Source organism: Streptomyces shenzhenensis (assembly GCF_021462265.1).
In the GTDB taxonomy this organism is placed as follows: domain Bacteria; phylum Actinomycetota; class Actinomycetes; order Streptomycetales; family Streptomycetaceae; genus Streptomyces; species Streptomyces shenzhenensis.
Genome location: NZ_JAJONF010000049.1, coordinates 36,897 through 54,954 on the forward strand (window position 1 = coordinate 36,897; position 18,058 = coordinate 54,954).

17 protein-coding genes and 2 pseudogenes are annotated in these 18,058 nt (G+C 73.1%); 9 read left to right on the forward strand and 10 right to left on the reverse strand.

Annotation, left to right across the window (positions count from 1 at the left end):
* Positions 1 to 28: 28 nt before the first annotated feature.
* Positions 29 to 898, reverse strand: a complete 870-nt coding sequence (locus LQ326_RS39090; RefSeq protein WP_234543833.1) for a DUF6397 family protein — start codon at positions 896 to 898, stop codon at positions 29 to 31.
* 127 nt (positions 899 to 1,025) lie between these two features.
* Positions 1,026 to 1,439, reverse strand: coding sequence for a roadblock/LC7 domain-containing protein (locus tag LQ326_RS39095; protein ID WP_234543864.1), 414 nt, complete (start codon positions 1,437 to 1,439; stop codon positions 1,026 to 1,028).
* Positions 1,440 to 1,539: 100 nt separating this feature from the next.
* On the opposite strand from LQ326_RS39095, the gene LQ326_RS39100 reads away from it, so the two are divergent.
* Positions 1,540 to 1,968 carry a PPOX class F420-dependent oxidoreductase gene (locus LQ326_RS39100; protein WP_234543834.1) on the forward strand — a complete coding sequence of 143 codons (429 nt, stop codon included), beginning with the start codon at positions 1,540 to 1,542 and terminating at the stop codon, positions 1,966 to 1,968.
* 3 nt (positions 1,969 to 1,971) lie between these two features.
* On the opposite strand, the gene LQ326_RS39105 is transcribed toward LQ326_RS39100, so the two are convergent.
* The 5 genes from LQ326_RS39105 to LQ326_RS39125 all read right to left on the reverse strand — a co-directional run bounded on the left by LQ326_RS39105 (position 1,972) and on the right by LQ326_RS39125 (position 6,963).
* A complete protein-coding gene (locus LQ326_RS39105; RefSeq protein ID WP_234543835.1) occupies positions 1,972 to 2,595 on the reverse strand; it encodes a GTP-binding protein in 624 nt (207 codons plus the stop codon).
* Positions 2,596 to 2,781: 186 nt separating this feature from the next.
* The gene (locus tag LQ326_RS39110) at positions 2,782 to 3,195 is read right to left on the reverse strand and encodes a DUF742 domain-containing protein (protein ID WP_234543836.1); all 414 of its coding nucleotides are present in this window, start codon (positions 3,193 to 3,195) and stop codon (positions 2,782 to 2,784) included.
* Positions 3,196 to 3,213: 18 nt separating this feature from the next.
* Positions 3,214 to 3,651, reverse strand: a complete 438-nt coding sequence (locus tag LQ326_RS39115; RefSeq protein ID WP_234543837.1) for a roadblock/LC7 domain-containing protein — start codon at positions 3,649 to 3,651, stop codon at positions 3,214 to 3,216.
* Positions 3,648 to 6,152: a sensor histidine kinase gene (locus LQ326_RS39120; protein WP_234543838.1), complete on the reverse strand. Its 2,505-nt coding sequence runs from the start codon at positions 6,150 to 6,152 to the stop codon at positions 3,648 to 3,650. Before LQ326_RS39120 ends, LQ326_RS39115 begins: the two co-directional genes overlap by 4 nt.
* A 37-nt stretch (positions 6,153 to 6,189) precedes the next feature.
* Complete coding sequence (locus tag LQ326_RS39125) at positions 6,190 to 6,963, reverse strand: MHYT domain-containing protein (RefSeq protein WP_234543839.1); 774 nt, start codon at positions 6,961 to 6,963, stop codon at positions 6,190 to 6,192.
* Positions 6,964 to 7,113: 150 nt separating this feature from the next.
* Here LQ326_RS39125 and LQ326_RS39130 point away from each other — a divergent pair, with 150 nt between their 5' ends.
* From LQ326_RS39130 to LQ326_RS39140, 3 genes are all read left to right on the forward strand, one after another.
* Positions 7,114 to 7,713 (forward strand): class I SAM-dependent methyltransferase, encoded by a 600-nt coding sequence (locus tag LQ326_RS39130; protein WP_234543840.1) that lies wholly within the window; start codon positions 7,114 to 7,116, stop codon positions 7,711 to 7,713.
* A 340-nt stretch (positions 7,714 to 8,053) separates the two neighbouring features.
* Entirely contained in the window at positions 8,054 to 8,359 is a 306-nt protein-coding gene (locus LQ326_RS39135) for a hypothetical protein (protein ID WP_234543841.1), read from the forward strand.
* Positions 8,360 to 8,536: 177 nt separating this feature from the next.
* A complete protein-coding gene (locus LQ326_RS39140) occupies positions 8,537 to 9,376 on the forward strand; it encodes a hypothetical protein (protein ID WP_234543842.1) in 840 nt (279 codons plus the stop codon).
* 79 nt (positions 9,377 to 9,455) lie between these two features.
* Here LQ326_RS39140 and LQ326_RS39145 read toward each other — a convergent pair whose 3' ends face one another.
* Entirely contained in the window at positions 9,456 to 9,638 is a 183-nt protein-coding gene (locus LQ326_RS39145) for a tail-anchor membrane protein (protein WP_181809683.1), read from the reverse strand.
* 239 nt (positions 9,639 to 9,877) lie between these two features.
* On the opposite strand from LQ326_RS39145, the pseudogene LQ326_RS39150 reads away from it, so the two are divergent.
* A pseudogene (locus tag LQ326_RS39150) lies at positions 9,878 to 10,104 on the forward strand (esterase-like activity of phytase family protein); the annotation flags it as partial.
* A gap of 95 nt (positions 10,105 to 10,199) precedes the next feature.
* Here LQ326_RS39150 and LQ326_RS39155 read toward each other — a convergent pair.
* Positions 10,200 to 10,742: a hypothetical protein gene (locus LQ326_RS39155; RefSeq protein WP_234543843.1), complete on the reverse strand. Its 543-nt coding sequence runs from the start codon at positions 10,740 to 10,742 to the stop codon at positions 10,200 to 10,202.
* A gap of 186 nt (positions 10,743 to 10,928) precedes the next feature.
* Positions 10,929 to 12,095 carry a xylose isomerase gene (gene xylA, locus LQ326_RS39160; RefSeq protein WP_234543844.1) on the reverse strand — a complete coding sequence of 389 codons (1,167 nt, stop codon included), beginning with the start codon at positions 12,093 to 12,095 and terminating at the stop codon, positions 10,929 to 10,931.
* Between the two features lie 226 nt (positions 12,096 to 12,321).
* Between xylA and xylB the strand changes: the two genes are divergently transcribed.
* From xylB to LQ326_RS49170, 4 genes and pseudogenes are all read left to right on the forward strand, one after another.
* The gene (gene xylB, locus LQ326_RS39165) at positions 12,322 to 13,767 is read left to right on the forward strand and encodes a xylulokinase (RefSeq protein ID WP_234543845.1); all 1,446 of its coding nucleotides are present in this window, start codon (positions 12,322 to 12,324) and stop codon (positions 13,765 to 13,767) included.
* 36 nt (positions 13,768 to 13,803) lie between these two features.
* A complete protein-coding gene (locus tag LQ326_RS39170) occupies positions 13,804 to 15,012 on the forward strand; it encodes an ROK family transcriptional regulator (protein ID WP_234543846.1) in 1,209 nt (402 codons plus the stop codon).
* Between the two features lie 173 nt (positions 15,013 to 15,185).
* Entirely contained in the window at positions 15,186 to 16,673 is a 1,488-nt protein-coding gene (locus LQ326_RS39175) for an APC family permease (RefSeq protein ID WP_234543847.1), read from the forward strand.
* Positions 16,670 to 17,368: pseudogene (locus LQ326_RS49170) on the forward strand (acetamidase/formamidase family protein); the annotation flags it as partial. The gene LQ326_RS39175 and the pseudogene LQ326_RS49170, both read left to right, overlap by 4 nt.
* Between the last annotated feature and the right edge of the window lie 690 nt (positions 17,369 to 18,058).

Here is an 18,058-nt window from a genome sequence, read left to right on the forward strand (position 1 = left end):
CGGAAGCGGGCGCGGTGTGGGCCGCGGGTCAGTGAGCGGGCCGCGGGTTTCTGCGCATCAGCCAGCCGCGCAGGCCTTGGGAGAGCCGGGGCCGGCCGGGTGCGGGGGGCCGGGACAGGGCCGCGGGGCGGGGAGCCGGCCGGTGCGTGCGGGCCTGCGCCACTTCCCGGGCCAGGTCGTGCCTGAACCACTCGATCTCGTCCGGGTCTGCCGCCGTCATGAGCTCCTCGGTGAGCTGCGCGGCCGGTGAGCCCGGCGCGCCGTGCGCGGGCGGCCCCGGCCGCAAGGCCGCCACGCGGGCGCGCTCGTGAGGGTCCGTGAGCACCTCGTCGATCTCACCGGGGTCCAGGAAGCCGGCCACCACCCCCGCCCGTTCCCACGGCCCGTCCGCCTGCCGCAGCAGAAAACCGCAGTGGCGTCCGCGCCAGTTGCGGGCCCGCTGGTCCGCGCCCGCCCTCAGCCGGTCACTCAGCTCCGGGGGCGTACGGCCGGTGAGCAGCCGGGCGTTCTTCTCGTCGGCCGCGAACCGGCGCAGTTCCTCCGCCAGATAGAGCCAGACGACGGCCCGGTAGCGATTCGGGTACCACTTGACCGGACTCACCAGACCTAGTTTCGCCACCCGGGTGAACCTGCCCGCCGGGATCCTCATCAGGGCCGCGCCCTCGGTCGTCCCCACGACCCGCACGCTCTCGCGGAGGGAATCCGCCCGGCTCTGGAGCCGGTCGATCTCGGTCCGTGGCACCCGGCGGCCCCCGCCGCCTCCCTCGTCGGGCACGGTGCGGATCCGTCCGAGGTGTACCGCGAGGTCGAACTCAGCCCGCTTGATGCCCAGTTCGCGGGCGGCGCGGCTCGGCGCGCAGGTGAGCGGGCGGGGTGGGGCGAGGGTGGTGCCGGACATGGTCGTTCTCCCCCGTGGAGTAGGTGGCTCGCGCCCGGTGCGCTCGCCGTGGGAAAGACCGTAGCCCTTTCGGCCAGACGCGTGGCAAGCCTGTGGACAACTCCACGACAGGGTGTGAATTCGCAGGTCAGCGGTCTATCGCGGAGGAGCGCTCCGGTTGCCGGGCGTCTACCTCGAGGTGTTCGCCGACTCGGTTGACCAGCAGGGTCATCTCGTAGGCGATCTGGCCGATGTCCGCCTCCGCACCGCTGAGCACGCACAGGCAACTGCCGGTACCGGCCGCGGTCACGAACAGGACCGCCTCGTCGTACTCGATCATCGTCTGCCGGACCTGGCCCGCGCCGAAGTGGCGTCCGGAGCCCTTGGCGAGGCTGTGCAGCCCGGAGGCGACGGCGGCCAGATGCTCCGCGTCCTCCCGGCGAAGACCGGTGCTCGCTCCCGTGACCAGTCCGTCGTTCGACAGGACCAGCGCGTGCCGTACGTGTTCCACACGCTCGGTCAGGTCGTCGAGCAGCCAGCCGAGTTTCTGGTTCTGCGCCATCGCCATGTCCAGCGTCTCCCCGCGTACCGTCTCCCCCTGGCTGGAGGATCTCCCCGCCAGCCTTCCCCACCACCGGCGTCCGGGCAAGGAGGATGGGTGCATGGCAGAGAAGATGACCGACGACGAATGGCGGGCGTTCGTCTCGCACGGCACCCGCACCGGCAAACTGTCCACCGTCAACGCCGACGGCAGCCCGCATGTGGCGCCCGTCTGGTTCCTGCTGGAGGGGGACGAGCTGGTCTTCAACACCGGCAAGGACACCGTGAAAGGGCGCAATCTCGCCCGTGACGGGCGTGTCGCCCTCTGTGTGGACGACGACCGGCCGCCCTTCCACTTCGTGGTGCTGAACGGGCGCGCCCGGCTGTCGGAGGACCTTGGCGAACTGCGTGATTCGGCCACCCGGATCGCGGCCCGGTACATGGGCGAGGAGCGCGCGCAGGAGTTCGGGGCCCGCAACGGCGTCCCGGGGGAACTGCTGGTCCGGGTCACCGTGGAGAAGGTGGTGGCGCTCAAGGACCTCACGGGCTGAGGCTCAGCCCACCGAGTCGAGGAGCCGGGCGGTGTGCATCCGTCCGGCGTACTCGACGAGCCGGATCAGCACCTCCTTGCCGGAATCCCGGTCCCGGGCGTCGCACAGGACCACGGGTGTGCCCTGGTCCAGGTCGAGGGCGCGGCAGACGTCGTGGGAGCCGTAGCTCCGGGCGCCGGTGAAGCAGTTGACGGCGACGACGAACGGGATGTGCCGGTGCTCGAAGTAGTCGACCGCCGGAAAGCAGTCCTCCAGGCGGCGGGTGTCGGCGAGGACGACGGCGCCCAGCGCTCCCTGCGACAGCTCGTCCCACAGGAACCAGAAGCGGTCCTGGCCCGGGGTGCCGAAGAGGTACAGGGAGAGGCCGGAGCGGATGGTGATGCGGCCGAAGTCCATGGCGACGGTGGTGGTGACCTTCTGGTCCACGCCGTCCGTGTCGTCCACCAGCTGGCCCGCTTCGCTGAGCATTTCCTCGGTGCGCAGCGGCCGGATCTCGCTGACGGCGCCGACCAGGGTCGTCTTTCCGACGCCGAAGCCGCCGGCGACCAATATCTTCAGCGCCATGGCCGACGTGTCGTCGGCGGTGGACTCGGAGTGGCCGGAGTGTTCGGAGTGCTCGGAGACCATGATCACTTCTCTCGGTGGAGCTCGGTGGGGACTGGATGACCTGCTGCGACAGACGCCGGGTCACCGGCGAAACGGCACGGAACGATCGGAAGGCAGCAGCATGGCGACCGCCGCCCGGCGGTGGAGGGGTGGACCGGAACGCAGCTGTTTCGACCGGCTCGCGCCCGGTTGCTTCCGGATGCTCGTCTACAGTGCCCGCAGTCCCTCGATGACCTCGCGCAGAATCCGTTCGTCGGGCAGTTGGGCCGGTGGCACCGGGCGGCTCACGGTGACCCGCCCCAGTTCCAGCAGGTCGCCCAGGAGCACCCGGACCACGCCCACCGGGAGGTCGGCGCCGGCCGCGAGTTCGGCGACGGACTGCGTCTCCAGCCGGCACAGCTCGACCAGCTCCCGGTGTTCGGGGCCGAGCGCGGTGTCGTCGTCGGTGCCGGCCGCGCCCGGATCGAGGGTGACCAGGGCGATCAGGTCGAGCTTCACACCGGTGGGGCCGGCTTCGGTGCGGCCCCCGGTCATGGCGTAGGGGCGGACCAGGGGCCCGGCCTCGCTGTCGTACCACTGGCTGCCCGGCTCCTCCGGGGCGCCGGTCGTGTACTCGGTCATCGGTGGCGGCCTTCCGGCTCAGCCGGCCGCGGGCGGCCGGGTGGCGACGCGCGGCGCGGTGTAGAGGTGCTCGCCGACGCGCTTGACCAGGCGGGCCATCTCGTAGGCGACCAGACCGATGTCGGCGCTCACGCCGGTGAGCAGGGCGAGGCAGGAGCCGTCGCCCGCGGCGGCCACGAAGAGGAAGGCGTCGTCCATCTCGACCATGGTCTGGCGCACCCCGCCCGCCCCGAAGTGCCGTCCGGTGCCCTTGGCCAGGCTGTTGAAACCGGAGGCCACGGCGGCGAGGTGCTCGGCGTCCTCGCGTCTGAGGCCGGTCGAGGCGCCGACGGCGAGGCCGTCGTTGGAGAGCACGACGGCGTGCCGCACCTCGGTGACACGGAGCACCAGGTCGTCCAGCAGCCAGTCGAGTTCGCCGGAGCGCAGGTCTGCCCTCGCGCTCGGGTCCTGGATCATGGGCGGTCTCCTTCGGTTCTGTCGGTGCCCTCTTCGGCTTCCGGGGCGGCGCCGCGTCCGGGTCGGGTGCCGCCGCCGCGCGCCCAGCCGTCGCGGTAGGCGGTCATGCGGTCGCGGACGCGTTCGGGGGTGCGTTCGTCCCGGCTGCGGGCGGGCGCCGGCTCCTCGGTACGGGGATCGCGCAGTTGAGGGGCGAGGCTCGCCTGCCGGACCCGGCGCGGGAGGTCGTCGTCGGAGGGTTCGGAGTCGTGCGGTGGGCGGTGCGGCCTCAAGGTGGTGACTCCGGGGGGCGGGGGTTCGGGCGCCGGGCGCGGTGGGGTACGGGGGGCGGTGAGGGCCGGCCGGCCGGCGGGGGCGGGTTCCGGGAGGGCGGCGCCGGGCACGCGCGCGTAGGCGCGTGCCGGTGCCTGTTCGGTGTCGGCCGGGGAAGGGCTGGGACGTTCCGGCGAGCCGCCGTGCAGCAGGGCCTTGGGCAGCAGGACCACCGCGGTGGTGCCGCCGTACGGGGAGGTGCGCAGATGCACCTTGATGCCGTGGCGGGCCGCGAGCCTGCTGACCACGAAGAGACCGAGCCGGTCACTGTCGAACAGGTCGAGGGCCTCGGACTGCTCGATGCGCCGGTTGGCCTCCGCGAGGGTCTCCTGGCCCATGCCGAGCCCGCGGTCCTCGACCTCCAGGGCGTAGCCGTTGCCGACCGGCTCCCCGGTGACGCGCACGCGCGTGTGCGGCGGCGAGAACTGGGCGGCGTTCTCCACCACCTCGGCGAGCAGATGCGTGAGGTCGGCGACGGCCGCGCCGATCACGGCCGCCTCGGGGAGCTGTCGTACCTCCACGCGCGCGTAGTCCTCGACTTCGGACACGGCGGCCCGCACGACGTTGGTCAGGGACACGGGCATCCGCCAGGCCCGGCCGGGGGCGGCTCCGGAGAGAATGATCAGGCTCTCCGCGTGGCGGCGCATCCGGGTGGTGAGGTGGTCGAGGCGGAAGAGGTCGCTCAGTTCGCTGGGGTCGTCGGAGCGGCGTTCCATGCTGTCCAGCAGGCTCAGCTGGCGGTGCACCAGGATCTGGCTCCGGCGGGCGAGGTTGACGAAGACTCCCGAGATGCCGCTGGCGAGTTCGGCGCGTTCCACGGCCGCCCTCAGGGCGGCGCGATGCACGGTGGCGAGGGCTTCGGCGACCTGTCCGGTCTCGTCCTCGGCGGGTGGCCCCAAGGGCGCCTCGGCACGGACGTCGATCTCCTCGCCGGCCCGCAGTCTGCGCATCGCCTCGGGGAGTTTGCGGCGGGCGATCTCCAGGGCGCTGTTGCGCAGGCTCACCAGCTCGACGACCAGGCCGCGTCCGATGCGTACGGAGATGACGAGCGAGGCGGCCACGGCGAGCAGACCGAAGAGGACAGCGGCGCCGGCCGGGGTGAGCAGGCCGCGGGCGAACGGATCGGCCCGGCCGGCCACCGCGCGTGCCGTGTCGGCCGCGATGTTCCGCATGCCGTCCTGCACGCGCGCGTGCCTGGTGTCCCAAGTGGCCTCGGGGGCCGCGCCGACCGCTTTGGATCCGGGTGAGTCCGCGAGGATCCGGTCCTCGGCGGCGCTCAGCGCGGTGTAGTCGGCGCCGTCGGCGAGCCGGCGCCAGGCGGCGCGCTGGGCCCCGGGCAGATCGGTGACAGCCGCGTCGGTGAGGACGCGGCGGGTGCCGACGGCGCCGGTGAACAGCCGCAGTCGCTCGCCGTCGAGGCCACCGGCGAGCCGGGCACCGCCGAGGACCGCGTCCTCCTGGGCCAGCGCCTCGCCCGCGCGGGAGAATTCGAGCAGCACGCGCGCGTCGGAGCCCATGTCGTCGGCCTGGACGCCGGTGAGGGCACCGTCCACGGCGAAGGCCGAGGCGATGACCTGTGTGTACTGTCCGTAGGCGGCGTTCCAGCCGACGCCGCGGCTGCGCACGGCTCGGCGCAGCGTGGGCAGCCGCTCGGCGCCGGTGACGAACGCCTTCAGACGCTGGGCGACACCGGAGGGCAGTTCCCCGCTGTCGGCGACGGTGCTGTCCTTGCCGAGCCGCAGTGCTGCCACGGCCCGGTCGGTGCGGGCGCCGAGCCTCTTGAGGTCGGCGGTCTGTTCGGATGCGGGGTCGGTCGCGTACCGGACCGCGGCGGCCCGCTCGGCCTGGAGCGCGGCCACGGCGGTGGCGACCGGGGTGCGCAGTCCGGCGTCGACGCGCTGGGACTGGCGCAGCCGGGCGACGTCCTGTGCCGTGGTGACCGTGGCGTACGCCCACAGCGCGAGCAGGGACATGACCGGCACCATGAGCAGACAGATGACCTTGGCCCGCACGGTCCGGGGGCGGATCCGCCAGCCTCCCGCTCGCGCCGGCGCGTTGTCCGCCGCGGTGCCGACGACGTCGCCGGCCGGTTCGTCGGCGGGGGGTCCGGCGTGCGCGCGGCGGCCGCGCGGCGGCTGTTGTGCCGGTTTCTCCGGGCCTGCTGTGGGGGTCCTACGGGGTGTACGCATGGCCTCCTCGCTCGGGAAAAGGTGAGTCGGCGCCAGGTCAGCGCGCGGCGCCCGTGACGGGCCGCTGGGCCGAGGCGGACGCCTCGCGCTCCCCGGCCGTGGGCGAGAGCGCGACGAAGGCCGAGGTGAGGAACAGATAGGAGCCGAGGCCGACGGCCAGAGGGAAGATGAACTGCATCGCCGTGGCCCCGGGCAGGGGGCTGCCGGAGGGTGTGACGTGCACGCTGACCGCGAACATCCCGGTGTAGTGCATGCTGCTGACGGCCGCTCCCATGACCAGGGAGGCGACGGTGACCGCGACGGGCGAGCTGATGTTGAGGGCCGCCCAGAGGGCCGCCGTCGCGGCGGCCACGGCGATGAGGACGGAGAGCCCGACGAGCGTCGGGTCGTAGCGGACGGCGCCGTGCAGCCGGACGGCCGCCATGCCGAGGTAGTGCATGCTGGCGACGCCCAGTCCGGTGGTGAGTCCGCCGAGCAGGAGCGCCCGGTTGCGGTCGCGGCTGTAGCCGACGGCGAAGACGCCGGCGCTGACGACGACCACGGCGACGAGCAGGCTGAGGATGGTCAGCGGCACGTCGTAACGGATGTCGGTGCCGCTGACGCCGAAGCCGAGCATGGCCACGAAGTGCATGGTCCAGATGCCGGTGCCGAGCGCCGAGGCCGCCGTGAGCAGCCAGTTGCGGCGCGAGCGGCCGGTGGTGCCGAGCGCGCGGACGGTGCAGCGCAGCCCCAGTGCGGCGCCTGTGCAGGCCATGACGTACGACAGCACGGGGGTCAGCCAGCCGAAGGCGGCGTGGTCCAGGTGTCCCATGGCCCAGGGACGCTAGGGGGCACGGGCGCACAAAGGGGGCGCATTTCGAAAGGTGCTGCAATATGACTCAGAGATGTGCCGGAACGATCGCGTCCGGCTCGAACGTGCGCGCAGGGTCGTCCTCCGTGACGGTGAGGGATCATGCGGACCATGAGCGATGACCACACACATGTCCGGGAGTTCTTCACCGCGCGGGCGGCCGACTGGGACAGCAGGTTCCCCGACGACGCTCCCGCGTACGCGGCCGCCGTCGCCGATCTGGGGCTGCGCGCGGGCGACCGGGTGCTCGACGCGGGCTGCGGCACCGGGCGCGCGCTGCCGCCGCTGCGCCGTGCCGTGGGACCCACCGGCGTTGTCCTCGGGGTGGACCTCACCCCGGCGATGCTCCAGGCCGCCCGGCGGGCCGGCCGGGACCGTGACGGGCGGTTGCTGCTCGCCGACGTCGGCGCGCTGCCGGTGCGCTCGGAATCCCTCGACGCCGTGTTCGCCGCGGGCCTGATCGCCCATCTGCCCCGTCCGGCGGAGAACCTGCGGGAACTCGCGCGCGTGGTCCGCCCCGGCGGCGCCCTGGCCCTGTTCCACCCCATCGGCCGGTCCGCCCTGGCGGCGCGGCAGGGACGGCAGATCACGCCGGACGACCTGCGCGCGGAGGGCAACCTCCGCCCGCTGCTGGCCGGTTCCGGGTGGCGCATGACGTCGTACGTGGACGAGGACGCCCGGTTCCTGGCGCTGGCGGTCCGCGCAGGCTAGCCGGCGGCCGCCGCGGCGGAGGAGGAGTCGAGGTTCGCCTCGGTGAGCACCGCGGCGAGACCGGACCCGGCTGCCGGTGGGGCGGCGGCACAACGGCGACGCCCCGTTGTGCGGCCCTGTCCTGCGCTAGCGCGCCTCGCCGCGCCGACCGGGCATGTGCGGCCTGTCGCCGAGGGCACCCGCCGTCCGGCGATCACGCGAGACGAGATGGCGGGCCGAAGCCGGGGCCGGCCGAGAGGTCCAGGCCATGCCCTCTTTTGTTGCCGGAGCTTCAACTCTAGGTTCGACGGAGGAAAGCACATGTTCGGAGGCGACAGCCGGCAGGGGCAAGGGGGCCCGCGTGTTCGACCGGATCCGCAGGTACGCAGGCAGATTTCGTGGCACGGAGGAAGAGAAGGCGCCGGAATCGCGTCCGAACCGTGAGCGGCGTACGCATAACTTGTTCGAGGCCGCGGCCGCCTATGTCGCGGCCCGGGCGGAGGACGACCAGGACCGAATCGAGGAAGCGGCGGGCTGGGTGTCGCCGGAGGCGCTGTCGTTCGGGGTGAGCGAGCTGGCGTACCGAGCCGTGATCACCCTGGCACGGGAGCGCGACGAATCACCGTCCGCGGTGGCCCGCGCACTCCTGGGGCTGCCCGTGGCCTGACCCTTCGGTACCGCCGAGGCCGGCGCCGCTTCTTCCTCGCTTTCTTCCTCGCCGCCGAGGTCGTTTCGTCCGGTCCTGGTGGAAAACTGCAGCTCCGCACGGAGCGGCCGGTCGTGACAACGGCCTTCCCGTCGCACTAGGGTGCGCGCCGTTGGAAGAACCACTGGGGAGGCAGGGATGGCCGGGACCGACGAGGAGGCCGTCGCCGCGGACGAGGCACTGTATGTGCTCACGGCGGTGCTGCTGACGCCTGCGCAGTTTCCGAGCGTGCTGGGCGACGACTATCCGGAGGCCTGCGCGGCGCTGGAGCTGGCGCCGCGCGTCGACGGCTACGGCCTGGTGCTCGGCCAGGACGGCGACGGGGCACGCTGGACGGTCGTCATCGACGACGTCTCGCTGGTCGCCGTGGCGATCGCCTCCTGGGACTGCGGCATGGAGTACGACCTGTCGCCGGACGAGCGCACGGTGGTCGCCGCCCTGCCCGGCTGGCCGCTGGCGGTCGCCGTGGCGGCCCCCAACGTGCCCGCGCCGCACGACCCGGGGCCGGAGCTGGCGGACCGCGCCGCGCTGGCCCCGCCGGACACCAGCACCTGGGGCCCGGCCCAGCGGCGGCTTGGCGCGGACGAGATCGCCCTGCGGTGGGCGGTCTGGCGGGAGCAGATCAGCGACGACCACTTCCGGACCCCGGCGGCCGCGCCCGCAGAAGCGCCCGAGGAGGCCGCCGAGGACGCCGAGGCGGCCCCGAAGGGGCACCTCGGGATCCGGCGCGTACTGACCGAGGCGCGGGCCTACGTGGACACTCCGCCGCCACTGGGCCGGGTCCGCTCCTCGTTCGCCCCGGGCGACGCCCGTACGCTGCGCGCCGACGGGCCGGGCTGGTCACTGGTTGCCCGCACCGACGACATCGCCTTCGTGCTCCTCGACGAGGAACCGGGCGAGGTCCTGCCGGTCGGCCGGGGCCCCGAGCTCCCCAGCCTCCTGGAAGCCCTCGACAAGATGGCCGTACGGCCCCTGTGAGCCCTCCCGGGCCGTATTCCGCCCGCAGCGCGCGTCGGAGCCGGGGCCACAGCCCCGGGTCAGGCCGCTCAGCGGCCGGTCAGCGGCCGATCTCCTTGCGCGTGACCCGGCGCAGCCTGCGGCGCTGCGAGGGGTCGAGGGTGAGGTACGCGGCCACCGGGACGCCCACCACGATCAGGAACGTCACCCACCAGGGCAGCCATATCAGCAGGATGAGCCCGACCGCCACACCTCCTGCGGCGATCTTCGCGTTCTTCGACATCTGCGTCGCCTCCTTCGCGGCCCTTGCCGCTCTCTGATCTGAGAACGGGCTCGCGCTTCCCGCGGTTCCGGGCGGCGACCCTGAGACATCCCTGACGCACGCCCCCTACTGGCTCCTCAGCGCAGAGTCGAACACGTTGTGAAGCAGCCCCGTTCTCAGCGTGACCATGGGCGGAAAGCCGGTGATCCGCCGAGCGGCGGTCGCCGTCCGTTCACCGGCCGGTCGAGCAGTGTTCCTGGTCGGACATCCTCGGCGGTGCCTACGACGACGACACCACGTCCCCCGCACTGGAGCAGCTGGAGGACCCGGCCGCCGCCGGGGTCCCGGTGCCCGGCAAGCGTCTTGTGGTCTGATCGACGGCAACGACTTCGGGATGACAGACGGCGCGGGCGCGTTCGACGCCCAGGGCCGTCTCGTCGGCAGCGGCGTCGAGACGACCCTGGTGTGCGTCCGGCTGCCCAAGGGGCGCGTCCGGCTGCCCAAGGGGCTGCGACCAAAGGAGCCGCGGCCGAAGAAGCCGTGGGCCTGTGGTCCAAAGGAAGGTGGCCATAGGGCTGTGTCTCATCCCAGCAGTGAGGGCAGCAGGCCGCTCGGCAGACCACTGGGCAGACCTGACGGCCGCTGCGAAGGGAGTCCGCTCGGCAGGCCCGACGGCAGGCCGCTGGGCAGCTCGGTCGGCAGGCTGGACGAGGGACGGATCGAGCCGGACGGGCTCGGGCTGCTCATGGTGGGTCTGTCGTCGGTCGAGCCGCTGCCGCCGGACGCCGTCACAACGACGGCGGCGACGGCCACCGCGGCGGCCAGCAGGGCCAGTACGGCGAACAGCGGCCCCCTGCGTCCACGGGGCGGCCGCGGTGGACGTGGCGGCATCCAGCCGACGGCGGTGGGCGGGTCCTGGCCGCCGGGCGGGACACCGAAGCCGGCCTGCGGGGGCCGGTCGAACACGTCGTCCGACGACGGGCCGAAGCCCCCGCCGTACGACGTGCCGGTGCCGTCACCCGGGTGCGGTCCGAAGCCCCCGTTCGGAGGCGGGTCGTAGCCGCCGGGCGGCGGGGTGCCCTCCGGCGGGCCGGGCGGTCGTGGTGGTACGGGTGGCATGGCCATAACGCCAAGAGTCACCGTGTTCCGGTCATCGCGCGAGCCCCGCAAGGGAGTTGACACGGCCTCATGCCATGGACCGCACGATTCCGGAGCATTTCCGAAACGAACCCGCCGTCCGGGGCGCAGGAAACGACACGCGCGCGCGTGAGGGCCGCCGCCGAAGCGGACGCCCTCACGCGCGCGTGGTGTTCAGCCCCGGGCGCCCAGCAGGTGGTCCATCGCCAGCTGGTCGAGCCGCTCAAAGGCCATCCCGCGCTCGGCGGTCGCGTCCACGTCGAACTCCTCGAAGGCCGTGCGGTCTGCGAGCAGCGCCTGGAGGCCGTCCGCCGCGGTCGGCAGGGCCAGCTGGTCGAGGCGGGAGGCACGCAGGGCCTCCTGGACCTCCGGGTCCGCGCGGAAGGCGGCCGCGCGCTCCTTGAGGATCAGGTAGTTGCGCATGCAGCCGGCGGCCGACGCCCACACACCGTCCAAGTCCTCGGTCCGCGGCGGCTTGAAGTCGAAGTGCTTCGGCCCCGCGTAGCTGGCGCTCTCCAGGAGGTCCACCAGCCAGAAGGCGGCACGCAGGTCGCCGGCGCCGAAGCGCAGGTCCTGGTCGTACTTGATGCCGGACTGGCCGTTGAGGTCGATGTGGAAGAGCTTGCCCGCCCACAGGGCCTGCGCGATGCCGTGCGGGAAGTTCAGGCCGGCCATCTGTTCGTGGCCCACCTCGGGGTTGACGCCGTACAGCTCGGGGCGCTCCAGGCGCTCGATGAACGCGAGGGCGTGGCCGACGGTGGGGAGGAGGATGTCGCCGCGCGGCTCGTTCGGCTTGGGCTCGATGGCGAAACGCAGGTCGTAGCCCTGGGAGGTGACGTACTCGCCGAGGAGGTCGAAGGCCTCCTTCATGCGGTCGAGGGCGACCCGGACGTCCTTGGCGGCGCCGGACTCGGCGCCCTCGCGGCCGCCCCAGGCGACGTACGTCTCGGCGCCCAGCTCGACGGCCAGGTCGATGTTGCGGATGGTCTTGCGCAGCGCGTAACGGCGCACCTCGCGGTCGTTCGCGGTGAACGCGCCGTCCTTGAAGACCGGGTGGGTGAAGAGGTTGGTGGTGGCCATCGGCACCTTCATGCCGGTGGCGTCGAGGGCCTGGCGGAAGCGCTTGATGTGCGATTCGCGCTCGGTGTCCGAGGACCCGAAGGGGATCAGGTCGTCGTCGTGGAACGTCACACCGTGGGCGCCCAGTTCGGACAGGCGCTGGACCGTCTCGACGGGGTCGAGGGCACGGCGGGTGGCGTCGCCGAACGGGTCCCTTCCCTGCCAGCCGACGGTCCACAGGCCGAAGGTGAACCTGTCCTCGGGGGTGGGCTGGAAGCTCATGCCGCGGCTCCTTGCTCGGGGGCTGTGCTCGATGACTGCGGTGGATGACTGGTGGACGACTGTCGTGCCGACTATTTCGTCATCGCGGTTTACAAATTAGTATGCCGACGCGTCCCTGGGAAGGGTCACCATGTCCCCGAAGGGCGAAAACCGGGTCGCGACACCCCGACGAACCGGGAAAACTGCAGGTCAGCTCAGGCGCGAGCCGCGCAAAAAGGAGAGCCCGATGTCAGCAGCCGAGGGTCCGCTCGTCGTCGGTGTGGACACGTCCACCCAGTCCACCAAGGCGCTGGTCGTCGACGCCGCCACCGGCGAGGTGGTGGCGAGCGGCCAGGCACCGCACACCGTCACCACCGGGGCGGGCCGCGAGAGTGATCCGCGCCAGTGGTGGGACGCGCTGTGCGAGGCGCTGCGCCAGTGCGGGGACGCGGCGCACCGGGCGGCGGCCGTGTCGATCGGTGGCCAGCAGCACGGCCTGGTCACGCTGGACGAGCGCGGCGAGCCGGTGCGGCCCGCGCTGCTGTGGAACGACGTCCGGTCGGCGCCGCAGGCGCAGCGGCTGATCGAGGAGCTGGGCGGACCGAAGGCCTGGGCGGAGCGCACGGGCAGCGTGCCGGGCGCGTCCTTCACGGTCACCAAGTGGGCCTGGCTGGCGGAGCACGAGCCGGAGGCGGTCCGTGCGACCAGGGCCGTTCGACTCCCCCACGACTACCTCACCGAGCGCCTGACGGGGCAGGGCACGACCGACCGCGGCGACGCGTCCGGGACCGGCTGGTGGGCGTCGGCGACCGAGGCGTACGACGAGGAGACCCTCGCGCACGTGGGCCTGGATCCGGCGTTCCTGCCCCGGGTGGTCCGGCCCGGCGAGGTCGCCGGCACCGTCCGCGACAGCCACGACCTGCCGTTCTCCAAGGGCACCCTGGTGGCGCCGGGCACCGGCGACAACGCGGCGGCCGCGCTGGGGCTCGGACTGCGCCCGGGCACCCCGGTGCTGAGCCTCGGCACCTCGGGCACGGTGTACGCCGTCTCCAAGCACCGCCCCGCCGACCCCACGGGCACGGTAGCGGGCTTCGCCGACGCGCACGGCGACTGGCTGCCGCTGGCCTGCACCCTGAACTGCACCCTCGCGGTCGACCGGGTCGCGGCGCTCCTCGGCCTGGACCGCGAGGCGGTCGAGCCCGGCACCTCGGTGACCCTGCTGCCGTACCTGGACGGCGAGCGCACCCCGAACCTGCCGCACGCCTCCGGGCTGCTGCACGGCCTGCGCCACGACACCACCGCGGGCCAGCTCCTCCAGGCCGCCTACGACGGCGCCGTGCACGCCCTGCTGGGTGCCCTGGACCTGGTGCTCGACGAGGACGCGGACCGGACCACCCCGTTGCTGCTGATCGGCGGTGGCGCCCGGGGCCGGGCCTGGCAGGAGACGGTACGGCGGCTGTCGGGGCGACCGGTGCAGGTGCCCGAGGCGAAGGAACTGGTCGCCCTCGGCGCCGCCGCGCAGGCGGCCGGGCTGCTCACCGGCGAGGACCCGGCGGCGGTGGCCCGGCGCTGGAACACGGCCGCGGGGCCGGTGCTGGACGCGGTGGAGCGGGACGCGGCGACGCTGGCAAGGATCTCCGGGGTACTCTCCGACGCGGCCCCGTTGCTGGAACGGGCGCCGGAGAACCGCTGATCAGCGAAGGACCGTGTCCAGAGGATTGATGGAGGCATGACCGCACCGCTGCACGAGGCCCGTCCGACGGCGACCGGCCGTGCCCTGCCGGACACCCAGCAGGGCATGCGCCGGCGCAACCTCGCGCGCGTGATGCACGCGGTCAGCGCGGAGGGTTCGCTGTCGCGGGCCGCGGTCGCCTCCCGCATCGGTCTCACCAGAGCGGCCGTGTCGACCCTCGTCGACGAGCTGATCCGCTGGGGGCTGCTGGAGGAACTGGGCCCCGAGCGGCCCAGCCGTGTCGGGCGGCCGGGTTCGGCGCTCGCGGTCAGCGGGCAGGGCCCGGCCGGTGTCGGGGCGGAGGTCGGGGTCGACCATCTCGCCGTGTGCGCGGTGGACCTGCGCGGCGAGGTACGCGCGCGTGCCGTGCGGCACGGCACGAACCGGGGCCGGGATCCGCGCCCGGTGCTGGCGGAGCTGACCGGGCTGGTAGGGCGGGTCGTGGCGGACGCGGAGCGCGACGGCCTGTGGCCGGCCGGTCTCGCGGTCGCCGTCCCCGGCCTGGTGGCCCGCGACGGGCACACGGTCGTCCACGCCCCCAACCTCGACTGGCACGACACCGACCTCGGCGCGCTGCTGCCCCCCGGCCTCCCGCTGACGGTCGACAACGAGGCCAACTTCGGCGCCCTGGCCGAGCTGTGGCTCGGGGACGCCACACCGCGTGACTTCCTGCACGTGTCGGCGGAGATCGGCATCGGCGCCGCCGTCGTCGTGGACGGGCAGCTGCTGCGCGGGAAGCGCGGTTTCGCGGGCGAGCTCGGCCATGTGCCGGTCCGCCCCGACGGGCCGCGCTGCGCCTGTGGCGGACGCGGCTGTCTGGAGCAGTACGCCGGCGAGGAGGCGGTGCTGCGCGCGGCCGGCCTCGAATCCCGGGACGACGCGGCGGGCCTGCTGGCCCAGCGGGCGGGCGCGGACGACGAGGACGTACGACGTGCCCTGCGCGACGCCGGTACCGCCCTGGGGATCGCCCTGACCGGCGCCGTCAACCTCCTCGACCCCGAGTCGGTGGTGCTGGGCGGCGCCCTGGCCGGGTTCGCCCCCTGGCTCCTGCCCGCCCTGGAAGCCGAACTGGCCGACCGCACCACAGGCCCCGCCTGCCCGGTCTCCGTCTCCCGCCTGGGCCCCGAGGGCCCCCTCCTGGGCGCGGCCCACTCGGTGATCCGGGCCGTCCTCGACGATCCGGCGACGGTGGCGGAGCGGGGCTGACCGAGGCCGCCGCCTCACACTCCCCTTCACTCGTCCGAGTGAGGAAGTTGTCCACAGTCCGCGCCCCGTCCACGGAACCACCAGGCGCTCCTCTGCCCAACCCCCGTCCGCCGTACCGTGATTCACGCGAGGCATCCGCCGGCACGAGGGGAACACGCACGTCAGGGGGACGTATGTCGGGAGAGGCGGCCGTGGGGCTGCGGCGGGACGCGGTGGGGTTGCGGGAGGTGCTGTTCCAGAGCGTCACGGCGATGGCGCCCGCCGCCGCCGTCGCCGCGTCCGTTCCGGCGGGGGCGGTGTTCGCCGGTGGCAGTCTGCCGCTGGCCGTGGTGATCGCTCTGGTGGCCTGTCTGTTCACCGCGTCGTGCGTGGCCGAGTTGGCGCGGGAGTTACCGGCCGCGGGCTCCGTCGCCACGTACGCGGCGCGGGGGCTGCATCCGGCCGTGGGGTTCCTGGTCGGCTGGGGCTATGTGTTCGTGGAGGCGCTGGTTCCGCCGCTGCTGCTGCTCCAGCTCGGGTTCACCGCGGCGGGGACCCTGCATGACGAGTGGGCCTCCTGCCCGGCGGACCTGTGGTGGCCGTGGGCGCTGGCCGGCGCGGCCGTCATCGCCGCCACCGGGTATCTGGGAGTACGTGCCTCGGCCCGGTTCGGGACGGTCCTCGGGGTCTTCGAGATCGCGGTGTTCCTCGTCTTCGCCGGGTGGCTGATCGTCAGGGCCGGAGGTCACAACACGCTCTCCGTGTTCGGAACCGCGCACACCGCGCGGGGCTACCCAGGCGTCAGCGGGGTCTTCGCCGGTTCCGTCTACACCGTGCTGGCGTTCGCCGGTTTCGAGGCGGCCGCGCCGCTCGCCGAGGAAACCCGCGACCCACGCCGCACCATGCACCGCGCGGTACTCGGCGCGGCTCTGGGGATCGGTCTGTTCTACGTGGTCACGACCTATGCGATGGCCGTGTACTTCGGCCCCGACCGGTTCGCCTCCTTCGGGGCGGCGGGCGAGGCGTCCTGGGAGGGGGTCGCCCGGGCCTCCTTCGGGCTCTTCTGGGTGCTCGTGTTCCTCGCGGTCGTGAACTCGACGATCGCCAACGCCAACGCCTGCGCCAACGTGTCCACACGGACCGCCTTCGCGCTGGCCCGCATCCGGGTCCTCCCGCGCGTCCTCGCCACGCTCCATCCCCGGTACCGCTCCCCCGTCGCCGGCATCGCGGTGCAGACGGCCGTGGCGGTCGGGGCGGTGCTGGGGCTGGGCTTCGGCTACGACCCGGTGACCGCGTTCCTGCTGCTGTCCACGGTGATCGTGACGGTCGTCATCGGCGTCTACATCGTCGTCAACCTGGCCTGCGCCGGCTACTTCCTTCGTCACGGCCGCCGGTCCCTCAAGCCCGTACGGCACCTGCTCCTCCCGCTGCTGGGCATCGTGGCCTTCGTCCCCGCCCTGCTCACCGCGGCCGGTCTGCCCGTCTTCGACTTCGTGACGAAGCTGACCGCGCCGGTGTCGTACGCCGGTTCGGTGGTCGGCGTCTGGATGGCGGTCGGAGCGGTCGTCCTCCTGGTGCTGATCCGGCGTCACCCCGAGCGCATAGCCGAGACCGGACGGGTCCACCTCGAAGAGAACACTCCTGGCACGGCCGCCCCGCAGAACGGAGCAACAGCGCGATGACCGATCCCCGCATCCTCACCGTCCGGCCCGGACCGGACGACTACGCCTGCACGTTCGGCGGGGCCCCGCCGGTGGCGCGGATCGCGCCCGGCACGGTCCTCGACCTGTACACGGAGGACTGCTTCGCCGGACGGGTGCGGTCCGAGAAGGACCTGGCGTCCGAGGTGTGCGAGTTCCCGTTCCTCAACCCGCAGACCGGGCCCTTCCACATCGAGGGCGCGGAGCCGGGCGACACCGTCGCCGTGCACTTCGTGTCGGTCGAACCTGCCCGGGACTGGGCGGCGTCGACGACGGTCCCGCTGTTCGGCGCGCTCACCTCGACGCACAGCACGGCCACCCTGCAGCCGCCACTGCCGGAGACGGTCTGGATCTGGCAGCTGGACCGCACCCGGCGCACGGCCCTGTTCCGGGGCCGCGAGGGCGGCATCGAGCTGGAGCTGCCGCTGGACCCGATGCACGGCACGGTCGGAGTGGCCCCGGCGAATCTGGAGGTGCGCTCGGCCCTGGTGCCGGACGCGCACGGCGGGAAAATGGACACGCCCGAGATGCGGGCCGGCGTCACCTGCTACCTGGGGGTCAACGTCGAGGGCGCGCTGCTCAGCCTCGGCGACGGGCATGCCCGGCAGGGCGAGGGCGAGACCTGCGGGGTCGCCGTGGAGTGGTCGACGGGCCTCAAGCTGACCTCGGTCACCGATCCCTCCGGTCTGGCCCTCGCCACGACCTACAGCTACGACAGCGACGGCAATCTGCTGTCCACTACCGGCCCGAACAAGAACTCGACCACCGAGACTGTCACCACCTACTGGTCGGCGACCGGCTCCGGCGCCTGTCAGGGCCGACCTGAGTGGGCCGGCCTCACCTGCCAGACAGCGCCCGGCACCACCATCACCGGCGGTGGCTCCAACCCCTCTGAGCTGGTCACCAAGTCCTACGCCTACGACCTTTTCGGCGAGCCGACGAGCGTCACCGAGACGGCGAACGGATCCACCCGCACCACGGCCTACACCCGTGACGCGGCCGGCCGCCCTGCGCCGCAAGGGCTGACGGAATCGCTGCGGGAGGCGCGCGGGTCACAGCGGGCTATAGTTCCCCGTCATCGAACGAAGGGAGCCACGATGGTCGCGCGCCTTGCAGGGTTTCTCCCCGGCGATCTGACCGAGGAACAGGCCGCGGTCTACCAGGCCATCTCCGGAGGCCCACGCGCCGCCGGTCCCCAGCTCTTCGCACTCACCGACAGCGAAGGACGGCTTCGGGGACCGTTCAACGCGATGCTTCTCAGCCCTCCGGTCGGCGCCGCTCTGCAGACCGTGGGTGCGGCGGTGCGCTACCAGTCCTTGCTCAGCGACCGTGTCCGGGAGATGGCCGTGCTCCTCGTCGCCGCTCAC